Annotated in this window: 19 protein-coding genes; 8 read left to right on the forward strand and 11 right to left on the reverse strand. The window is 71.9% G+C overall.

All coding sequences use genetic code 11. From position 1 onward, the window contains the following. Positions 1 to 17 precede the first annotated feature (17 nt). From Dvina_RS14885 to Dvina_RS14910, 6 genes are all read left to right on the forward strand, one after another. Complete coding sequence (locus Dvina_RS14885) at positions 18 to 479, forward strand: MarR family winged helix-turn-helix transcriptional regulator (protein ID WP_223103073.1); 462 nt, start codon at positions 18 to 20, stop codon at positions 477 to 479. Beyond that, a complete protein-coding gene (locus Dvina_RS14890; protein ID WP_223103074.1) occupies positions 476 to 1,267 on the forward strand; it encodes an ABC transporter ATP-binding protein in 792 nt (263 codons plus the stop codon). The genes Dvina_RS14885 and Dvina_RS14890 overlap by 4 nt, the downstream gene beginning before the upstream one ends. Continuing rightward, positions 1,227 to 2,048 carry an ABC transporter permease gene (locus Dvina_RS14895; RefSeq protein ID WP_223103075.1) on the forward strand — a complete coding sequence of 274 codons (822 nt, stop codon included), beginning with the start codon at positions 1,227 to 1,229 and terminating at the stop codon, positions 2,046 to 2,048. Before Dvina_RS14890 ends, Dvina_RS14895 begins: the two co-directional genes overlap by 41 nt. Positions 2,049 to 2,161: 113 nt before the next feature. After that, positions 2,162 to 2,992 (forward strand): SAM-dependent methyltransferase, encoded by an 831-nt coding sequence (locus tag Dvina_RS14900; RefSeq protein ID WP_223103076.1) that lies wholly within the window; start codon positions 2,162 to 2,164, stop codon positions 2,990 to 2,992. Between the two features lie 344 nt (positions 2,993 to 3,336). Then, a complete protein-coding gene (locus Dvina_RS14905) occupies positions 3,337 to 3,846 on the forward strand; it encodes a SigE family RNA polymerase sigma factor (RefSeq protein ID WP_223103077.1) in 510 nt (169 codons plus the stop codon). Further along, the gene (locus Dvina_RS14910) at positions 3,830 to 5,047 is read left to right on the forward strand and encodes a WD40/YVTN/BNR-like repeat-containing protein (protein WP_223103078.1); all 1,218 of its coding nucleotides are present in this window, start codon (positions 3,830 to 3,832) and stop codon (positions 5,045 to 5,047) included. Before Dvina_RS14905 ends, Dvina_RS14910 begins: the two co-directional genes overlap by 17 nt. Here the strand turns inward: Dvina_RS14910 and Dvina_RS14915 are convergent. The 5 genes from Dvina_RS14915 to Dvina_RS14935 are packed head-to-tail and all read right to left on the reverse strand — an operon-like array spanning position 5,044 to position 10,051. Next, a complete protein-coding gene (locus Dvina_RS14915) occupies positions 5,044 to 5,880 on the reverse strand; it encodes a sugar phosphate isomerase/epimerase family protein (protein ID WP_223103079.1) in 837 nt (278 codons plus the stop codon). The genes Dvina_RS14910 and Dvina_RS14915 overlap by 4 nt on opposite strands. Further along, positions 5,877 to 7,001, reverse strand: coding sequence for a Gfo/Idh/MocA family protein (locus tag Dvina_RS14920; RefSeq protein ID WP_223103080.1), 1,125 nt, complete (start codon positions 6,999 to 7,001; stop codon positions 5,877 to 5,879). Before Dvina_RS14920 ends, Dvina_RS14915 begins: the two co-directional genes overlap by 4 nt. Continuing rightward, positions 6,998 to 7,855, reverse strand: a complete 858-nt coding sequence (locus tag Dvina_RS14925; RefSeq protein ID WP_223103081.1) for a carbohydrate ABC transporter permease — start codon at positions 7,853 to 7,855, stop codon at positions 6,998 to 7,000. The genes Dvina_RS14920 and Dvina_RS14925 overlap by 4 nt, the downstream gene beginning before the upstream one ends. Next, positions 7,845 to 8,717 (reverse strand): carbohydrate ABC transporter permease, encoded by an 873-nt coding sequence (locus Dvina_RS14930; protein WP_223103082.1) that lies wholly within the window; start codon positions 8,715 to 8,717, stop codon positions 7,845 to 7,847. The genes Dvina_RS14925 and Dvina_RS14930 overlap by 11 nt, the downstream gene beginning before the upstream one ends. After that, positions 8,714 to 10,051, reverse strand: a complete 1,338-nt coding sequence (locus Dvina_RS14935) for an ABC transporter substrate-binding protein (RefSeq protein WP_223103083.1) — start codon at positions 10,049 to 10,051, stop codon at positions 8,714 to 8,716. Before Dvina_RS14935 ends, Dvina_RS14930 begins: the two co-directional genes overlap by 4 nt. 148 nt (positions 10,052 to 10,199) lie before the next feature. Between Dvina_RS14935 and Dvina_RS14940 the strand changes: the two genes are divergently transcribed. Both Dvina_RS14940 and Dvina_RS14945 read left to right on the forward strand, forming a co-directional pair. Beyond that, complete coding sequence (locus Dvina_RS14940) at positions 10,200 to 11,228, forward strand: LacI family DNA-binding transcriptional regulator (protein ID WP_223103084.1); 1,029 nt, start codon at positions 10,200 to 10,202, stop codon at positions 11,226 to 11,228. Between the two features lie 176 nt (positions 11,229 to 11,404). Continuing rightward, entirely contained in the window at positions 11,405 to 12,109 is a 705-nt protein-coding gene (locus tag Dvina_RS14945) for a hypothetical protein (protein WP_246656222.1), read from the forward strand. A gap of 30 nt (positions 12,110 to 12,139) precedes the next feature. Here Dvina_RS14945 and Dvina_RS14950 read toward each other — a convergent pair whose 3' ends face one another. The 6 genes from Dvina_RS14950 to Dvina_RS14975 form a co-directional block, all read right to left on the reverse strand. Continuing rightward, positions 12,140 to 14,248: an alpha-galactosidase gene (locus tag Dvina_RS14950; RefSeq protein ID WP_223103085.1), complete on the reverse strand. Its 2,109-nt coding sequence runs from the start codon at positions 14,246 to 14,248 to the stop codon at positions 12,140 to 12,142. Between the two features lie 2 nt (positions 14,249 to 14,250). Further along, positions 14,251 to 15,102 (reverse strand): ROK family protein, encoded by an 852-nt coding sequence (locus Dvina_RS14955; protein WP_223103086.1) that lies wholly within the window; start codon positions 15,100 to 15,102, stop codon positions 14,251 to 14,253. Between the two features lie 59 nt (positions 15,103 to 15,161). After that, positions 15,162 to 16,220: a TFIIB-type zinc ribbon-containing protein gene (locus Dvina_RS14960; protein ID WP_246656223.1), complete on the reverse strand. Its 1,059-nt coding sequence runs from the start codon at positions 16,218 to 16,220 to the stop codon at positions 15,162 to 15,164. 16 nt (positions 16,221 to 16,236) lie between these two features. Continuing rightward, positions 16,237 to 17,364: an SPFH domain-containing protein gene (locus tag Dvina_RS14965; RefSeq protein ID WP_223103088.1), complete on the reverse strand. Its 1,128-nt coding sequence runs from the start codon at positions 17,362 to 17,364 to the stop codon at positions 16,237 to 16,239. Positions 17,365 to 17,606: 242 nt separating this feature from the next. After that, positions 17,607 to 17,999: a nitroreductase family deazaflavin-dependent oxidoreductase gene (locus tag Dvina_RS14970; protein ID WP_246656224.1), complete on the reverse strand. Its 393-nt coding sequence runs from the start codon at positions 17,997 to 17,999 to the stop codon at positions 17,607 to 17,609. Between the two features lie 76 nt (positions 18,000 to 18,075). After that, entirely contained in the window at positions 18,076 to 18,447 is a 372-nt protein-coding gene (locus Dvina_RS14975) for a hypothetical protein (protein ID WP_223103089.1), read from the reverse strand. Between the last annotated feature and the right edge of the window lies 1 nt (position 18,448).

Below are 18,448 nucleotides of genomic sequence, written 5' to 3' on the forward strand. Positions count from 1 at the left end.
GAGGTATTGTTTCGGGCGTGGATCGCGAGAGCCTGGCCGACGCGCTGGCCACACAGCTCAACAGCGTGCGCCGGGCGCTGCGCCGGCGACTGCGGGCCGGGCTCGCCGTCCCCGCGCTGCCCGCGAGCCAGGTCGAGCTGCTGCGCCTGGTCGAACGGTCGCCCGGCATCGGCGTGTCCGGCGCCGCCGCGCGGCTCCACCTGGCCGGCAACTCCGTCAGCACCCTTGTCAACCAGCTCACCGCGGCCGGGCTCCTGCGCCGCGAGCGCGACCCCGCCGACGGTCGCTCGGCCCGGCTCTTCCTCACCGACGCCGCGACCGCCCGCCTCGACGCGTGGCGCGCGGCCCGGATCTCCCTGCTGGCCACCGCCATGGATCAGCTCACCGCGCACGAGCGCAACGCATTGGCCTCGGCGGTACCGCCGCTGGCCCGCCTGGCCACCATCATGGCCGCCGAGGCACGAGGTGAGGACGAATGACTCCAGCTGTCGACATCGAGGGGCTGCGGCACCGGTTCAAGGAGACGCTCGCGGTCGACGACCTGTCGCTGCGCGTGCGGCCGGCGGAGATCTTCGGCCTGCTCGGGCCCAACGGCGCCGGCAAGACCACGACGATCCGGGTCCTGACCACGCTCCTGCCCCCGCAGGCGGGCCGGGTCGAGGTGTTCGGCCTCGACGTGCGCCGCAGCCGGATGGCGGTGCGCCGGCTCATCGGCTACGTCCCGCAGGCCCTCTCCGCCGACGCCGCCCTCAGCGGGCGGGAGAACGTCGCGCTGTTCGCGCGGCTGTTCGACGTACCCCGGGCCGAGCGCCGGGCCCGCGCCGACGCCGCCATCGAGGCGATGGGCCTGGCCGAGGCCGCGGACCGGGTCGCCGGCACCTACTCGGGCGGCATGATCCGGCGCCTGGAGCTCGCCCAGGCCCTGGTCAGCGCCCCGCAGCTGCTCGTGCTCGACGAGCCCACGATCGGGCTCGACCCGGTCGCGCGGGCTGGGGTGTGGGAGCGGATCACCCAGGTGCGGGCCGAGACCGGGATGACGGTGCTCGTCACCACCCACTACATGGAGGAGGCCGAGGAGTTCTGCGACCGGGTCGCGCTCATGCACCGCGGCCGGATCCGGGCACTCGGCACGCCGGCCGAGCTCATCGCGTCGTCCTCGGGCGCGAGCCTCGACGACGTCTTCCGCGAGCACACCGGAGACGATCTTGATTCGGGAGGGTTCAGCGATGTCCGCGCCGCTCGTCGCACCGCACGCCGCCTCGGCTGACGTCCGCCCCCTCGCGGCGCTGCGCGTGCTCGCCACCCGTATCGGCGCGATGTGCCTGGTGGAGCTGCAGAAGCTGCGCCGGGACCGGACCGAGGTCGTCACCCGGGCCATCCAGCCCGCCCTATGGCTGATCATCTTCGGTCAGACGTTCACGCACCTGCGGGCCATCCCGACCGGCGGCCTGCCCTACCTCGACTTTCTCGCGCCCGGCATCCTGGCCCAGTCGGCGCTGTTCGTCTCGATCTTCTACGGCATCCACATCATCTGGGAGCGCGACGCCGGCGTCCTGGCCAAGCTCATGGTCACCCCGACGCCCCGGGCCGCCCTGGTCACCGGCAAGGCGTTCGCGGCCGGCATCCGCGCCCTGGTCCAGGCCGTGGTGGTGCTGGTCCTGGCCGCGCTGCTCGGCGTCTCCCTGCCGGTCAACCCCCTCAACTATCTGGGTACCGTCGCGGTGCTGCTCCTGGGCTCGGCGTTCTTCTGCTGCCTGTCGATCACCCTGGCCGGACTGGTCCTGAAGCGCGACCGGATGATGGGCATCGGCCAGGCGATCATGATGCCGCTGTTCTTCGCCTCCAACGCCCTGTACCCCGTCTCGGTGATGCCCGGCTGGCTGAAGGTCCTCAATCGCGTGAACCCGCTCAGCTACGAGGTCGACGCCCTGCGGGGCCTGCTCATCGGCACCGCCGACCACCTGCTCCTGGACTTCGGGGTCCTCGTCGGCGCCGTCGCCCTCGCCGTCTTCACGGCCTCGGCCATCCTCGGGCGGCTGACCCGCTGATCCGAACGGTCGAGTCCGAGGCCCGGACTGGAGGTCATTTTGTCGCCGTGTCACGCAAAGGAGATCTTGGCTCGCTGTCGCCGGCAGGCGGAGATGGCCTACGATGCGTACTCATGGCAGACGGCTCCGGCGAAGACTGGTCCGGTCGGATCGACACGACCACGGCGCACCCCGCCCGCCGGTACAACTACTGGCTGGGCGGCAAGGACAACTTCGCCGCCGACCGCGAGTCGGGTGAGGCGATCGCCCGCGTGTACCCCGCGATCCGCACCACCGCCCTGGAGAACCGCTACTTTCTGCAACGAGCGGTGCGCTTTTTAGCCGGCGAGGCGAACGTCCGGCAGTTCCTCGACATCGGCACCGGCATCCCGACGGCCGACAACACCCACGAGGTGGCCCAGTCGGTCGCCCCGTCCTCGCGGATCGTCTACGTCGACAACGACCCGATCGTGCTCACCCACGCCCGAGCCCTGCTGACCAGCACCCCCGAGGGCGCCACCGCCTACATCGACGCCGACCTGCGCGACCCCCGCACTATCCTCGACGACGAGAGCCTGCGCAAGACGCTCGACTTCAACCAGCCCGTGGCGCTGATGCTCATCGCGATCGTGCACTTCCTCTTCGACGAGGACAAGCCCTACGAGCTCGTGAAGACGCTCGTCGACGCCCTCCCGTCGGGCAGCTACGTCGTCATGACCCACGGCACCGCCGACCTCAACGACCCGGCCGCCCGTGAGTACGCCCTGCGCGAGATCCAGGCCGGCCGGCTCAAGGTCGACGCCAGGCCGCGCAGCCACGACGAGGTGGCCGCCTTCTTCACCGGCCTCGAGGTCCTCGAGCCGGGCATCGTCCCGGTCACCGCCTGGCGCAACCCGGTCACCGAAGCGGACCGCCCCCCGCTCGTCGACACCGCCATGTACGGCGTGGTGGCCCGCAAGCCCTGACCGGCTGCTGCTCCGCGACCACCGGCGCACACCCGGCAGCCGCCGCCCGGCTGCGCCTCCGGGAGTGCGCCGCTGCGCCGCCCGGTTCCGCCACGACCGCCCGGCCCGGACCAGGCCGAGGACGAGCTCGTCCGGGCCCTGACCCGGCGGGCCGACCCCTGGTCCCGACGCACCGGCCGGAGCCCCAGCCCGCCGCGTGACGACCGTGCGCGCCCGGTCGAGTCCCCGATCCCGGCCGCCGTGTGCCCGCCGATCGGCCCGGTCGTTGCTGCCGACGTCGAAAGGTGGGCCCGGCGGTAAACCGGACAGGGGCCGGCGGTTGCCCTAGTGGGCAGGGAGGTGTGATGCCGGCGGAGTTCGATGACTATTTTGCGGTGCGGCGGGATGCCGTGCGGCGCACGGCGTACCTGCTGTGCGGGGACTGGCACTGGGCCGATGACCTGACCCAGGCGGCGTTCATGCGGTTGGCGGTCAGCTGGGGCAGGGTGCGCGACCGCGGGGCGCTCGACGCGTTCGTGCGGACCTGCCTGCTGCGCTCCTACCTGTCCGAGACGCGGCGGGCGTGGCGGCGGCGGGAGCTCGTGCAGGCGGAGGTGCCGGACGTGCGGGCGGGGCCCGACTCGGCGCACGAGGCGGCGCAGCGGGCGGCGTTCACGGCGGCGCTGCGGCAGCTGCCGCCGCGGCAGCGGGCCGTGCTCGTGTGCCGGTACTACCAGGATCTGTCGGTGGCCGCGACGGCCGAGGCGCTGCGGTGCTCGGAGGGGGCTGTCAAGAGTCACACCGCACGCGGGCTGGCGCGGCTCAAGGAACTGCTCGGCGACGATGAAGGGGTGCTGCATGACGTCTCTGCGTGAACGGTTCGAGGATGCGGCGGCCGCGGCGCCGCCGAGCCGGCTGGCGGGCAGCGAGGTGTACGCGGCGGCGTGGCGGCGGCGCCGGAAGCGGCAGGGCTGGGCGGTCGCGGCGGCCGCCGGAGTCACGGCGCTGCTGGTGGCGACGGTGGCGGTGCTGGTGCCCGGCGGCGGCGCGCGGCCCACGCCCGCGAACCCGCCGGTCGTCGGGCCGGCGGAGGGGATGGACTCGCCGGTCGCCGGGGACGGCGAGAAGCTGTACGTGCAGTGGGCGCCGTTCGAGTGCGAGCACATGTCGAAGTACGGCTGCCCGGGGCGGCTCATGGGCTCCGAGGACAACGGGCGGACGTGGACCGAGCGCTACCGCGGGATCGTCGACCAGATCTCGTCCCCCGCGCCGGGCTCGCTGCTCGCCCACTTCGACGGTGACCCCGGTGGCAGCGAGCCGACGAACGTCAGCACCGACGGCGGCCGGACCTGGCGGGCCATCCGCTCCGTCGACGACGCCGGCGTGGCCGCGATCCCGCCCAACGGCTGGCTGAGCTGCACCGACGACCTCGATCACACGGGCGGCGGGCCGTTTCGATGCACGCTGCGCGGCGTGGACCCAGAAACCGCCACGGCCCGCAGGCTCGCGAGCCCGCCGCCCGGCCTCGCGGTCACCGGTGTGCTGGCCGGGTCGATCCGCACCGGGCTGTGGGTGTCCGGCACGATGAACGGCCACAGCGCTCTGGCGGTGAGCCGCGACGGCGGCCGGCACTGGACGACGCACGTGTTCCCGGCCACCGTGCCCGACGACACGTACTTCTCCCTGGCCACCCTCGACGGGTTCGACGCCTACGCCGTGGCGATGACCGGCGAGCCGCGCGCCGTGCAGGTCTACCGCACCACCGACGCCGGGCAGACCTGGTCCGACGCCGACCCCGGGCACACTGTGCCGTACAAGGATGAGGGCCAGGACACGTACCTGACGACCAACGGCACGCACATCATCCGGACCGTGCGTGGCCGCCTGGCCGACTGGTACTGCTCGCGCCAGGGCAGCCCCTACACCGCCCCGTCGCCGGTGAAGGGCCTGCCCGACACGGAGGGCTCCTGGCCGATCCTGACCCTCGGGCCCCGCTCGTTCGTCACCAACGACCGCACGGCCCTGTACACGTCGGCCGACGGCATCTACTGGGACCGCCGGCCGCTGTCGTTCTAGAGCAGCGACCGGAGGTACGCGAGGTTGTCGCGGGTGCGCTCGGGCAGGGGTACGGCGGTGGAGAAGTCCTCCAGGGTGATCCAGCCGTCGTACCCGTGCTCGCGCAGCGCCCGCAGATACGCGCCGACGTCGGCCTGGCCCTCGCGCAGCGTCGCCCAGTCGGCCTTCCACGCCACGCTGCCGTCGGCCGCCGTGGCGACGGGGTGCCAGGCGACGTTCTTGACGTGGACGTGCTGCAGGTAGGGCCCCAGCAGCTGGAACGCGGCCCGGTGGTCCTCGTACCCCTCGTAGATCAGGTTGCCGAGGTCGTGGATGACGCCGACGGCGGCCGGGTCGAGGCCGTCGATCAGGCGCAGCGCGGCCGAGGCCGAGGCGGTGATCGTCTCGTGGTGCAGCTCGACGAGCACCGTCACCCCGAGCCGGGCCGCCTCCGCTGTCGCCCACTCGAGGTCCTTGCGCGCACCCGCGAACAGGTCGCGGTAGTCGCCGGTCTTCACCAGCGGCATCGTGACCCGGACCCGCCCGGCGCCGAGGGCCGCGGTGGCGGTGAGGAGGCGGGCGACGTCGGTGCGCTCGAAGCTGCGGGCGTATCCGCCGATCCCCGAGTAGGCCAGCCCGGCGCCCCGGGTGACCGCGTCGATCTCGGTCAGCCGCTCCTCCAGGCCGGTCAGCGGCCACGTGGCCCGGTTGCCGGCCCAGAAGCCGGGCGCGTCGGCCGCGTCCTGGTCGGTGATGCGCCACTCGACCCCGTCCCAGCCCTGCGCGGCGAGCTGCGCGGCCGCCTCCGGCGGCGTCCAGTCCGGTGTCGAGGCGGTGAAGACCGAGAACTTCACTGGTTCGCTCCCTGGCTGCTGTTCGGGGTCACTGGTGGTGGTTGGACATCGTCGAAGGCGCCGTCGAGCACCTCACTGAAGGACACCGCCCGGCCCAGACCGGCCGACACGTAGACCGACCGCACCAGCGCAAGTGCCTCGAGCCCGTGCCGCACCTGTACTCCCGGTGCCCGCCCGCTCCCGATGGCGTCCACGAGGTCCTGGTACTGCCGCAGGTGCCCGGTCACCCACCCGTCGGGGTCCTTCGCCGCCCCGTACACGTCCTGCGGCGGCACGAGGTCGGCCGCGCGCAGCTGCGGGTCGGTGGTGGTGTGGAAGTACTCGAGCTGGTCGTCCTGCAGGACCGCCGAGCCCTCGGTGCCGTAGAGCGCCAGGCGCACCGGCAGCCCCGGCCGGGCCCCGGTGGTCGCGTGGAGCACGGCCAGGGCGCCGGACTCGAACCGGATCGTGGCCGCGGCGACGTCCTCGACCTCGATGCGCTCGTGGCTGAGCAGTGCCGTCTGCGCGTAGACCTCGGCCGGGCGGCCGAGCAGGGCCAGCATCTGGTCGACGAGGTGGATGCCCTGGTTGGCCAGAGCCCCGCCGCCGTCGAACTCCCAGGTGCCGCGCCAGCCGGCGGAGTCGTAGTACGCCTGGTCGCGCCACCACGGCATCGACACCACGGCCGAGGTGACCCGGCCGAGCCGGTGTTCCCGGACCGCCCGGCCGACGGCGACGGTGGCCGGGTCGAAGCGGTGCTGGCTGACGACGGAGGTCACCAGGCCGCGCGTGGCGGCCTCCTCGGCGACCTTCGCGAACGCGCGGGCCTTGGCCAGGTCCGTGTCCAGCGGCTTCTCGATGAGCAGGTGCGCGCCCGCGGCGAGCGTCTCCTCGGCGGCTGCGATGTGCAGGCCACTGGGGGTACAGATGGAGACCAGGTTTATGGCTTGGGCGCTGAGGGCTTCGGCGAGCGTGAGGTGGACCGAAGGTCGCGGGTCGAGCGTTGCGGCGAGGGCTTCGGCGGCCTCGATGCGGGCGTCGACAAGGGCCGTGACCCGCAGGCCGGGGTGGCGGGCGATGGCTTTGGCGTGGTGGGCGCCGATGATGCCGCTGCCGACGATCGCGACGTCGATCACTGTCACTTCACTCCTCCGGCGGTGAGGCCGCCGACTAGGAACCGCTGGAACGCCAGATACAGCACGACCACCGGCAGCGCACAGACCAGGGCCGAGGCCATGAGCTGACCGTATAGGGGTACGGCGCCGCCCTCCTGCGTGGCCCCGAAGACCTGCAGCGCGACGGCGGCGGTGCGGGTGTCGGCGTCGGTGATGACCGAGGCGAAGAGCACGTCGTTCCAGCCGAGCAGGAACGCGAAGATGGCCGACACGACCAGACCGGGCCAGCTCAGCGGGATGACGATGGAGCGCAGGATGCGCCAGGACGAGGCGCCGTCGAGCCGGGCCGCCTCGTCGAGCTCGGCGGGCAGGCCGCGCAGGTACGTCACCATGACCCACGTCGAGAACGGCAGCGCGAAGGTCAGGTACGTCACGAACAGCGCCCAGCGGGTGCCGATGGTGTCGATGCTGAGGATCCTCGACAGGTTCGCGAAGAGCACGAACACCGGCAGCAGCATGAGCGTGCCGGGGATGCTCTGCAGGGCCAGCAGGCCGCGCAGGATCAGGCCGCGGCCCAGGAACCTGAAGCGGACCAGGACGTAGGCGGTGGCCACCGACACCAGCGCCGAGACCACCGCCACGCTCCCGGCGACGAGGACGCTGTTGCTCAGGCCGGCGCCGAGCTCGACGGTGTCCCAGATCTCGGCGTAGTTGCCGGGGTGGAACGCGCTCGGCCAGAAGTCGCCGGCCGCCACCGCGAGGTCGTCGTTGACCGACGCGAACAGCATGTAGAGGACGGGCGTGGCGACGAAGAGGCCGAGCAGGGTGATGATCGTTCCCTGCAGCCATCGGGGCAGCAGGCGGTGCACGTCAGTCTTCATCGGTGTTCAGCTTTACCGCTCGCAGGTAGACGGACAGCGGGATGGCCACGAGGACGAGCGAGAGCACCGCCATCGCCGCGCTGAGGCCGAACTTGAAGTTCTGGAAGCTCTCCACGTAGGTCAGGACGGGCAGCACCTCGACGTCGTGCGGCGCGGGGACGCCGAACAGGACGTACGGCAGGGTGAAGCTGTTGAGCGTGTGCAGGAACTCGATGACCATGCCGAGCCCGAGCACGCCCCGCAGGTGCGGCAGGATGATGCTGCGCAGCTTCTCCCACCAGCCGGCGCCGTCGAGCGCGGCGGCCTCGTGCACGTCGTCGGGGATGCCCTGCAGGCCGGACAGGGCCAGCAGATACAGCAGCGGCCAGGACGTCCACAGCTGCACGGCGACGAGCGCCCAGTAGCTGCGCGGGCCGTTGAGCCACAGGTAGTCGGTGCCGGTGGCGTGGCCGAGCGGGCCGCCCGGCTGCAGGATCGTGCGCCAGACGGTGCCGACGACGAACGCGGGCAGCACGTAGGGGATCAGGAACGCCGAGCGGACCAGGGCCCGCCCGGCGAAGCGCTGCTGGGTGGCGAGGGCGGCGGCCAGTCCCAGCGGCACCGCGAGCACCGTCACGATGACCGCGTAGCCGACGGTCACCCAGATCGCGTGCGGCAGCGCCGTCTCCCGCCACGCCTCGACGTAGTTGGCCAGCCCGACGCCGGGCGCGTCGGTCCACTGCCGCAGCGTGTACTGGTTCAAGTCCAGTGTGGACACCAGCAGCGCCACCGCGAGCGGCACCACGATGACCGCGACCATGAGCACACCGCCCGGCGCCAGCATCCACAATGGACGCTGACGCCGGGAGACGGCTTTGCTCATTTGGATTCGTCCACGGCGCTCTGGGCGTCCTTCTGCGCGGCGGTGACCAGTGACTTCAGCTTGCCGTCGTCCACCTTGCCGGCCTTGAGATCGGGAATCGACTGCACGACCACGTTGAGCAGCGCCAGCTGGACCTTGCTCCAGCCCCCGTTGAACGGCGTGCCGGCCGACTTCGACGAGGAGTCGACGATGGCGGCCAGGGCCGGGTCGGCCTGCAGCTCCTTGGCCGCGGCGGCGTTTGTCGGCAGCTCACCGAACGTCTTGTAGTACGCCTTCTGCTGCTCGGCCGACGTCAGCAGCTTGACCAGGGCAAGGGCCAGATCCTTGTTCTTGGTGTACTTCGCCACGACGAGGTTGTCGCCGGAGAGGATGCTCGTCGCGGCGACGCCGTTGCCCGGCTTCGACGTGGCGCCCGGCGGGATGGTGGGCATGACGGCGTACGCGTATTTGCCGGCCACCTGCGACTTGTCCAGGGTCACCTTCGACGTCGCCGAGACCATCGGCAGGAACGCGGCCTTGCCGGCGCCGAACTCGGCGATCGCCTGCGCGTTCTTCCAGCCGACGGCGGCCGGGTCGACCACCTTGTCGGTGGCCAGCCAGCCGAGGTAGGTCTGGTAGGCCTTGAGCGTGGCCGGGTCGTCGAGCGACGCCTTCTTGCCGGCGACGAGCGGGTTGCCGGCCTGGACGGACATCGCCCAGATGAACTTCCACGGGTCGAACCCGTCGGCGTAGGCGACCGCCATGCCGTGGGTGTTGCCGCTGGTCAGCTTCTTGGCCTGGTCCTTCAGGCCGTCCCAGCTGTCGGCCGGTTTGTCGATGCCGGCCGCCTTGAGCAGCTCGGTGTTGTAGGCCATCACGAACGGGCGGCTCGTGAACGGGATGCCGACCTGGTGCTCGGCGTCGGGCCCGGAGATCCCGAGGGCGGCCGGGAGGAAGGCGTCCTTGCCGCCGACCTTTGTCCAGTCGTCGGCCTTGAGCTCCAGGAACGCGCCGGTGGCGTAGGCGGTCGGGGTGAAGGTGGTGCCGAGGCTGTAGATGTCCGGGCCCTGGCCCGACACGACCGAGGTCTGAATCTTGGTGAGCTCGTCGTTGGCGGACGCGAACGTCTCGAACTTGACCTCGGCGCCGGTCTGGGCCTTGAACGCGTTGCTGGTGTCGGTGAACCACTGCTTCTGCTGCTGCGGGTAGATCGTGTTGGCCTGCACCAGCACGTTGATCGTCTTTCCGGCACCGTTGAGCGCGCCGGTGTCGCTCTTGCTCTCGGCGCTGTCGCCACAGGCGGTGAGGGCGAGCGCGGCGGCGGTACCAATGGCGAAGGTTCTCACGAGTTTCATGGGGGTGTCTGCTCCTCGTCGCTGGGGTGATCGGGGTGTGTGCGACTGCGGATGTCGGTGCTGCTCGATTGTTTGCGGACGCTATCAATGCTGGTGAAGGGGTGGCAATCGTTTGCCATCGTTTGCCAAATCTGTTTCGCTGTCGGGCATGCCCCGCCCCGCCGGTCCCGACCGCCCCGTGACCATCAACGACATCGCCGCGGCCGCGGGCGTCGCCGCCTCGACCGTCTCCCGCGCCCTGAACAACCCGGGCCGGGTCAACGCCGCCACCCGCGAGCGCATCGAGGCGGCCGCCCGCGAGCTGCGCTACGTCCCGAACTCACCGGCCCGCGCCCTGTCCTCCGGCCGCACCCGCGCGATCGCCGTCCTGGTCTCCGACGTGACGAACCCGTTCTACTTCGGCGTCATCCGCGGCACCCAGCAGCAGCTCAAGGCGGCCGGCTACGCCCAGCTGCTGATCGACACCGAGGACTCGGGCGAGCTCGAGGCCGAGATGCTGCACAAGATGCGCCGCTCCCTGGACGGCGCCATCCTGGCCGCGTCCCGCCTCTCCGACCGCGAACTGTCCCGGCTGGCCGGCGAGATCCCCCTGGTCACCATCAACCGCAACATTCGCGGCGTTCCGAGCGCCATCATCGACACACCGGCCGGCATCAGCCAGGCCGCCGAGCACCTGCTCTCGCTGGGCCACCGCGACATCGCGTACGTCTCGGGCCCGCAGCGCTCCTGGCCCAACGAGGCCCGCTGGCACGCGATGCGCGAGGTCGCCTCCCGCCACCGCCTGACCTTCACCCGCGTGGGCCCCTTCCCCTCGGGCCGCGGCTCGGGCCCGGCCGCGGCGGACGCGGTGCTGAACACCGGCGCCACGGCCTGCATCGTCTTCAACGACCTGCTGGCGATCGGCATCCTGCAGCGCCTGCGCGAACGCCACGTGCGCGTCCCCGAGGACCTCAGCGTGGTCGGCTGTGACGACATCTTCGGCGCCGACTTCTGCCACCCGCCCCTGACGACGCTCACCGCCCCCATCGAGCAGGCCGGCCGGGTGGCCGTCTCCATGCTCCTGTCCCGCCTGGACCGCAGCGCCGCCCCGTCGCCGACCACCCGCCAGCAGGTCATGCTCCCCGTCCACCTCACCGTCCGCGCCTCCACCGGGCCCGCCCGCCCGCCGTCCCCCTGACCGGCCCCCGCCGCTGCGGTCCACGGCGGGCACCGGCCTTGGAAGGCGTGGAAGTTTCGCGGTTTCCGGCGCTACACATCGATGTGTGTCATGCTCTTCGGTCATGTCGACCACGATGAGAATCGGTGTTGCCGTGCTGACTGCCGTTGCCGTGCTCTCGGCCGGCGGGGCGGCCAGTGCGGGGGGGGCAGCGGGCCGCGGGGTGTGCCGATCGGGGGCTGCTGTTCTGTGAGGACTTCGAGCGGCTGCCGCTCGGCGGGCCGGCCAGCCTGCGGTGGGGAGTGGACACCCGGCACGGGACGCTCAGCGTGCAGCAGCAGCGGCGCAACCGGGTGCTCAACGTGCACACCGAGGGCAACGGGCGGGCGTTTCTGCGCATCGACGACTTCGCGGCGCCCGGCAACGCGTTCTTCGGGCGGGTGCGGGTGAAGGTGGACGCGTTCCCGACCGCGCCGGACTGGGCGCACTTCACGCTCGTCGAGATCACCGGTGGTGGGAGCAGCGAGGTGGTCCGGCCGATCGGCGGGCAGTGGGCGCCGCCGCTGCAGGGGTCGTTCCTGGGTGTCGGGGCCGACGGGGGGCCGACCGGGGACTGGACCGACTGGCGGCAGAGCGCGCCGACCGTCGCGGACCGGTGGCAGTGCTTCGAGTGGCAGTGGGACCCGGCCGACAATCGGGTGGCGCTGTGGATCGACGGGGTGAGCCGGCCGGAGCTCAGCGCGAGCACGAAGCAGCACGGCGGCAACCCGGTCGACTTCGTGCTGCCCCAGGCCGACACGGTGAAGCTGGGCTGGCAGCTGTACCAGCCGGGCCCGACCCCGGCCCGCTTCGACCTCTGGCTCGACGACATCGCCCTCGGGCCGCGGCGGATCGGCTGCTGACGCGCAGCGGCGGCCCATGCCGCCGGCCGCCTACGCCAGCCGGCGCAGGTGCGTGACGGCGCTGTCGTGGTTGCGGAACAGGCCGGCGTCCAGGCCGTGCGTGGCCAGGAGGCCGGCGGGATACCGGGTGCCGGTGTCCGCGTCCTCCCAGGTGCCGGCGGACAGGAACGGCAGGCGGGCCGGTGGGGCCGGCTCGCCGTAGCGGTGGCCGTCCAGGAACTGGAACACGGCGGCCTCGTCCCCGGTCTCCGACAGGTAGGCCAGGGCCGGGGCCGTCGACTCCCGCGGCGAGCGCAGGCGATACAGCCGTCCATGTTGGACGATCGGACGGACCCGCCTGTACTGCCCGATCAGCTCCACCGCCAGCGCGCGCTCCTCGTCCGTCCACTGTGGCAGGTCGCCGCCGACGCCGAGGACGCCCGCCATCGCCACGTGGAAGCGGAAGCGGAGCGGCAGGCCGTTGCCGGTGAGGAAGTTCGGGGTGTCGGTGACCCACGCGGTCATGGCCCGGGCCGGGTACAGCTGGCTGAACCCCTCCTGGATGTGCAGCCGGTCGCTCGCGTCGGTGTTGTCGCTCGTCCAGACCTGGTCGGTGCGGGCCAGGATGCCGAGGTCGACGCGGCCGCCGCCGGACGCGCACGACTCGAACCGGACGGCCGGGTGGTCGCGGCGCAGCCGGTCCAGAATCCCGTACAGCGCAACGGTGTGCCGCACGGACCACAGCCGGTCGCCGTAGGGGCCGGGGTCGGTCACCGGGCGGTTCATGTCCCACTTGACGAACGCGATGTCGTTGTCGCTCAGCAGCCGGTCGAGCCACTCGTGCAGCCAGGCCGCCACCTCCGGCATGCCCAGGTTGAGCACGAGCTGGTTGCGCAGCTCATGGCGGGGGTACCCGGGGGAGGCGTACACCCAGTCGGGATGCGCGCGGTACAGGTCGCTGTCCGGGTTCACCATCTCCGGCTCGACCCAGATCCCGAACCGCATCCCGAGCTGGTGGACGCGGGCGATGAGCGGGCCGAGGCCGTCGGGGAACCGGGCCGAGTTGGGCAGCCAGTCGCCGAGCCCGGCGTTGTCGGAGACGCGCCGGCCGAACCAGCCGTCGTCCATCACGAACAGCTCGCAGCCGAGCGCCGCGGCCTGCTCCGCCAGCGCCATCTGGTTCGCCTCGTCGAGCATGAACCCGGTGGCCTCCCATGAGTTGTAGAGGACCGGGCGCAGCTCGTCGGCGTGCGGCAGGACCGCCGAGAGCGTGAAGTCGTGCCAGGCCCGGCTGGCGGCTCCGAAGCCACCGCCGCTCCAGAGGCCGCAGGATTTCGGGGTTTCCCAGGTGTCACCGGCCGAGAGCCGCGCGACGGGCGCCTCGTGCCCGGCGCCCAGGTTGGCCACGACCCGGCCGTTCGGGAGCCGCTGGACGTCGATGCGCCAGGTGCCGGACCAGGCCAGCGCGGCCGTCCAGACCTCGCCGTGCGCCTCGGTCGCGGTGCCGTCGTCGACCGCCAGCCATGGGTTGTGCATCGGGCTCGTGGTCGTGCGGCGGCTGCCGAGCCGGACGGTCCCGTGCGGCAGCGCGGTGCGCTCGAGGCGGCTGTCGGCGCCCCACCGGCCGTGCAGGGTGCTCAGGCGCGGCTGCTCGCACGGCGGCAGGCACCAGGCGGCGCTGTCGGCCCGGACGACCTCGACCGGCCCGTCGGTCTCCAGCGCCGTCCAGCGCTCGACGACGTCGTGGTGGGCGCAGACCCGGTAGTGCAGGGTGAGGCGGACGGGGCGGGTCAGCTCGCGGTACCGCAGCCGCAGATGCCCTTCGACGACCTCGCTGCCGGTGAACATCCAGCGCACGGTGCGGCTGTCGTCGGGGAACCGCAGGGCGAGGGCCGGTTCGGTGAAGCGCAGCCCGGTGTCCGACGGGTACTCCTCCCGCCCGTCGAGCCGGCTCTCCCAGCTGCCCCGGGACGGGTCGAGCGGCACCGTGGCCAGGGCGACGGCCGACTCGTCGTCGACGGGGGCGCCCCAGTGCGCGGTCAGGGGGACGTCCTCGCCGCCGAGCGAGAGCACGTAGGCGCTGCCGGGCGTGCGCAGGACCCAGACGTTGGGGCTGGGCTCGGAGACGGTGCCGGGCTGGTCCGGCTGGGTGGGCGGCACGGTCACTGCCCCGCGTGGGCGGCGCCGAGCAGCGCCGAGCGTTCGGTGTCGGCGACCGGGCGGGCCGGGACCGGCAGGTGCAGGGCGGGCTCGATGAGGTCCCAGGCGCCGGTCATGGAGCCGCCGACGACGACCACCTCGGCGCCGAAGCGGTCCAGCCACTCGGTCAGCAGCCGGCCGAGGACGCCGAACGCGGTGGCGACGACCTCGCGTGCGTCAGTGTCGCCGCCGCGGGCCAGCGTGGCCAGGCCGCGCATGCCGTCGACGGTGACGCCGGTGCGGGCCAGGTAGCCGCGCACGAGCGCCCGGTCGGAGACCAGGTCCTCGATGTTGACGCCGTCGACGTCGCAGAAGTGGATCTCGCCGTCCGGGGGGACGTCGGGCCCGGTCGACACGACGGCGCCGTCGGCCAGCCAGGAGGAGCCGATGCCGGTGCCGAGCGTGATGGCGACGCTGCGGTCGGTGCCGGTGGCCGCGCCGTCGACCCACTCGCCGAGCAGGAACGCGTCGGCGTCGTTGACGAACGTGAACGACTCGGGGCGGGCGGGGATGGCCTCGGCCAGAGCCTCGCGCAGGTTGACGCCGTGCAGCTGGTCGAACTTGCTGACGCCCTCGTGCAGGGAGACGCCGTGCACGTAGTCGAAGGGCCCGGGCATCGCGACCGCCCAGCGGTCGGCGGGCATCGGCAGGAGGCGCTTGGCCGCGTCGGCGAGCGCGCCGATGATGGTGAGCGCGTCCTGGGCCGGGTCCAGGGGATGGCGCTGCCGGTCGACGATGCGGTGCGCGCTCACCTCGACGCTCCCCGCGGTCACATGACTCCCGCCGACCTCGAGGACCCGCACCGTGTTCTGCACCGGTAAACGTTATCGCACAGTGCCACGGCGCCCGATGGACGCCGTGGCACTTAACGTTTTTAGTGCTTGCTCAATGCGAAGATGGTGATGATGATCGCGATGACGGCCAGGGCGCCGACGATCGCCATGGCGATCTTGAACGCGCTGTAGGGCCGCTCGCCGGCCACCTCACCGGTGATGCCGTTCACCTGGATGTTGTACGTCTTGCCGGCGTACAGGTAGCAGGCGATCCACACCGGCAGCAGCATGAGCTTGAACGTCACGTCGTTGTACTGGGTGTGCATCTGCTCGACGCGCTGCTCGTCGCCGCCGATGTCCTCCCGGCAGTCCTGCTCGATGATCGGGCGCATCTTGCCCTTGGCGTTCTCGAGACCCTGCTCGGGCTCCACGTCGTAGCGCAGGGTGTCGTGGCCGGCCAGGTACTCGGGGCGGTACGGCTCCGCCTGCGGCAGCGGCCACGGCTCGAGGGCGTCCAGGTGCTTCGCCGTCACCTTCGTCGTGCCGGTCACGAGCACGTCATCGAAGTCGCGGAAGACCCGGCCCTGGGCGTGGTACCAGCGGGTCTTCTGCACCTGGCGGCTCTTCTGCTCACCGTTCTCGGTGTAGGTCTCGGTGACGTAGTAGTGCTCGCCGCGCTGACCCTGGTAGTCCGTGATGGTCCGCGAGTCGTACGTCCAGTGGGGCAGGTACGTGCTCCTGGCCGTCTCGGCCTCGGAGACCTTCTTCAACCCCGACGGCGCGAACCAGCGCGACTTGGCCCACGTGCCGAGCGACTCCCGCAGCTGCTGCTTGCTCAGCGCGAACGGCAGCACCGCCTCGGGCACCACCTGGTCCTGCGGGGTCACCTCGGCCACCACCGGCGCGTTGCAGAACCGGCAGCGGTCCGAGATCTGGTCGCTCTCCGTCTGCGCACCGCAGTTGCGGCACACGAACACGTGCTTCGCGAGCGTCGCGATCGGCTTGCGCGGCAGGCTGGCGAAGGTGAGGAAGTCGTGCTCACGCACGCGCATGCCGGTCGTCTGCAGCGGGGTCTCGTGGCCGCAGTACGGGCACTTGAGCACGCTGGCGCCGGGCGCGAACTCGACGTTGGCGCCGCACTGGGCGCACGGGTACTGCATTTGTGACATGTTCTGTTCAGCCCATCGGAGGGAGCGGCGGGGGGACGGACGCGAAGATGCCCGCGAGTTCGGGCACCTGCTCGGCCGGCGTCCAGGCGGCCATGCCGTTCTTCCAGACAAGCGTGCCGCGGCTGATCGCGCCGGACTGCACCTGCTGGCCGAGCGCCGCCTGGTCGAACGGCCCGGCCTGGGCGCCGTTGACGGCGGCGAACCACTGCGCCTGCTGCGGCAGCGGCGGCGGGCCGGCCGGGGGTGCGGACTGCGGCGCGGACTGCGGCGCCTGCTGCTGCGGCTGGTTCATGGAGTGCACGACCTGTTGGGCCGCCGCCATGCCGAGCCCCAGGCCGAAGCCCTCGCCGGCGCCGCCCTGGTTGTTCGCGGCCGCCTCCATGGCGTTGGCCGCCTGGAACTTGGAGTACTGGTCCAGGTTGCCCAGCACGCCCATCGAGGTGCGCTTGTCCAGCGCCTCCTCGACCTCCGGCGGCAGGGAGATGTTCTCGATGATGAACTTGGGGATCTGGATGCCGTACTCGGCCAGCTCCTGGGTCAGCACCCCGGCGAGCTTCTGGCCGATCAGCAGCTGCTGCGACACCAGGTCGAGCACCGGCACCTGCGCGGCCGCGAGGGCCGGGCCGAGGTGGCCGACGATCAGCTGGCGCAGGAACTCCGAGACCTCTTCCGTGCGGAACTGCGGGTCGGTGCCGACGAGCTGCTTGAGCAGGTTCTCGGGGTGGGTCACGCGCAGCGAGTAGGCGCCGAACGCCCGGATGCGGACCATGCCGAACTCGGCGTCCCGCATCATGATCGGGTTCTGCGTGCCCCACTTGAAGTCCGTGAACTGCCGGGTGTTGACGTAGTAGACCTCGGCCTTCCAGGGGGAGTCGAAGCCGTACTTCCAACCCTTGAGCGTCGACAGGATCGGCATGTTCTGCGTCTGCAGCGTGTAGGTGCCCGGCACGAACACGTCGGCGACCTGGCCCTCGTTGACGAAGACCGCCACCTGCGACTCGCGCACGACGAGCTTGGCGCCCATCTTGATCTCGTTCTGGTAGCGCGGGAACCGCCAGACGATGGTGTCCCGGCTGTCGTCGAGCCACTCGATGATATCGATGAACTCGCCCTTGACTTTGTCCCACAGTCCCACGTCGTTCCCCCTTGCGTCCGGATCATCGAGCGTCGCAGACCCTAGCAACCGTTCCTGAAAACCGGGCTGTTGCTGTCGGGAAAACGCCCACGTCATTCCAGCCTAAGATCGCCGCCGCGTCAGTCGGGTAGGCGTCTCCCGTTCGGCGGGTTCAAGGAGGCGGGCCGGGCGGGGCGAACGTCTGGCTCGTCCGGTTCGCCGGGGCCGCGGGCTCCCGGCCGCGATGGCCGCGGCCGGGCCGCTCACGTCAGCCGGATGACCGGCAGCGCCCGCGAGGTCTTCTTCAGGTATCCGGCGAACCGCGGCTGCGCGGCCACGATCCTCTGCAGCGCGGCCTCCCGCTCGGCCCCGGTCAGCTCCCGCGGCGTGGCCGGGCGCCGGCTCCCGCCGTGCTCGATCCACACCTGGTCGGGGTGGGCCTTGAGGTTGTGGTACCAGGCCGGGTTCCGCTCGGCCCCGTTGTTCGACGCGACCACCAGCCACGCGCCGTCGCCGTCGCCGAACCGCGCCACCGGCGAGACCCGCTCCTTGCCGCTCTTGGCCCCCACGGTCGTGAGGTAGAGCAGGTCCATGCCCGCGAACCGGTCCCCGGTGCGCTTGTGGATGCCGATCATCAGGTTCTTCATCAGGCCCATGGCCCGATCCTCCTCCCGCGACCGCGGCCTGTCCCGATCGATGTGTACCCGGCCGGGCGGGACTTTTGTCCCGGCCTCAGCGGTTCGGGTCGTCCAGGATCCGCGGGTGCTCGCGCAGGAGGTCGGCCAGGCGGGCGGCGGTCGACGGGGTGCCGGCGGCGGCGGGCCGGATCTCGATGCCCGCGTCCGTCTGGGTGGTGCGCATGTGCCAGACCGCTCCGGCGTCCTCGGCCACCACGGCGAGGGAGAGCGACGGGTGGCGCCGGGCCAGCGCGCGCAGGGTCTGGACGAGGTCGTCGAGGGCCGGCTGGGGCGCCGGGTCCGGCTGTGGCTGCGGTGGCTCCCGGTGCGGGGCGTCGGCGGCGGCCCGGCCGCCGGCCGCGCGGCGGCGCAGCTCGTCCCAGCGGGCCAGGCGGGCGAGCGCGTCGTCGGGAGGGCGGGATGGCATG

Origin of the sequence: Dactylosporangium vinaceum (assembly GCF_019904175.1) — a bacterium.
In the GTDB taxonomy this organism is placed as follows: Bacteria; Actinomycetota; Actinomycetes; order Mycobacteriales; family Micromonosporaceae; genus Dactylosporangium; species Dactylosporangium vinaceum.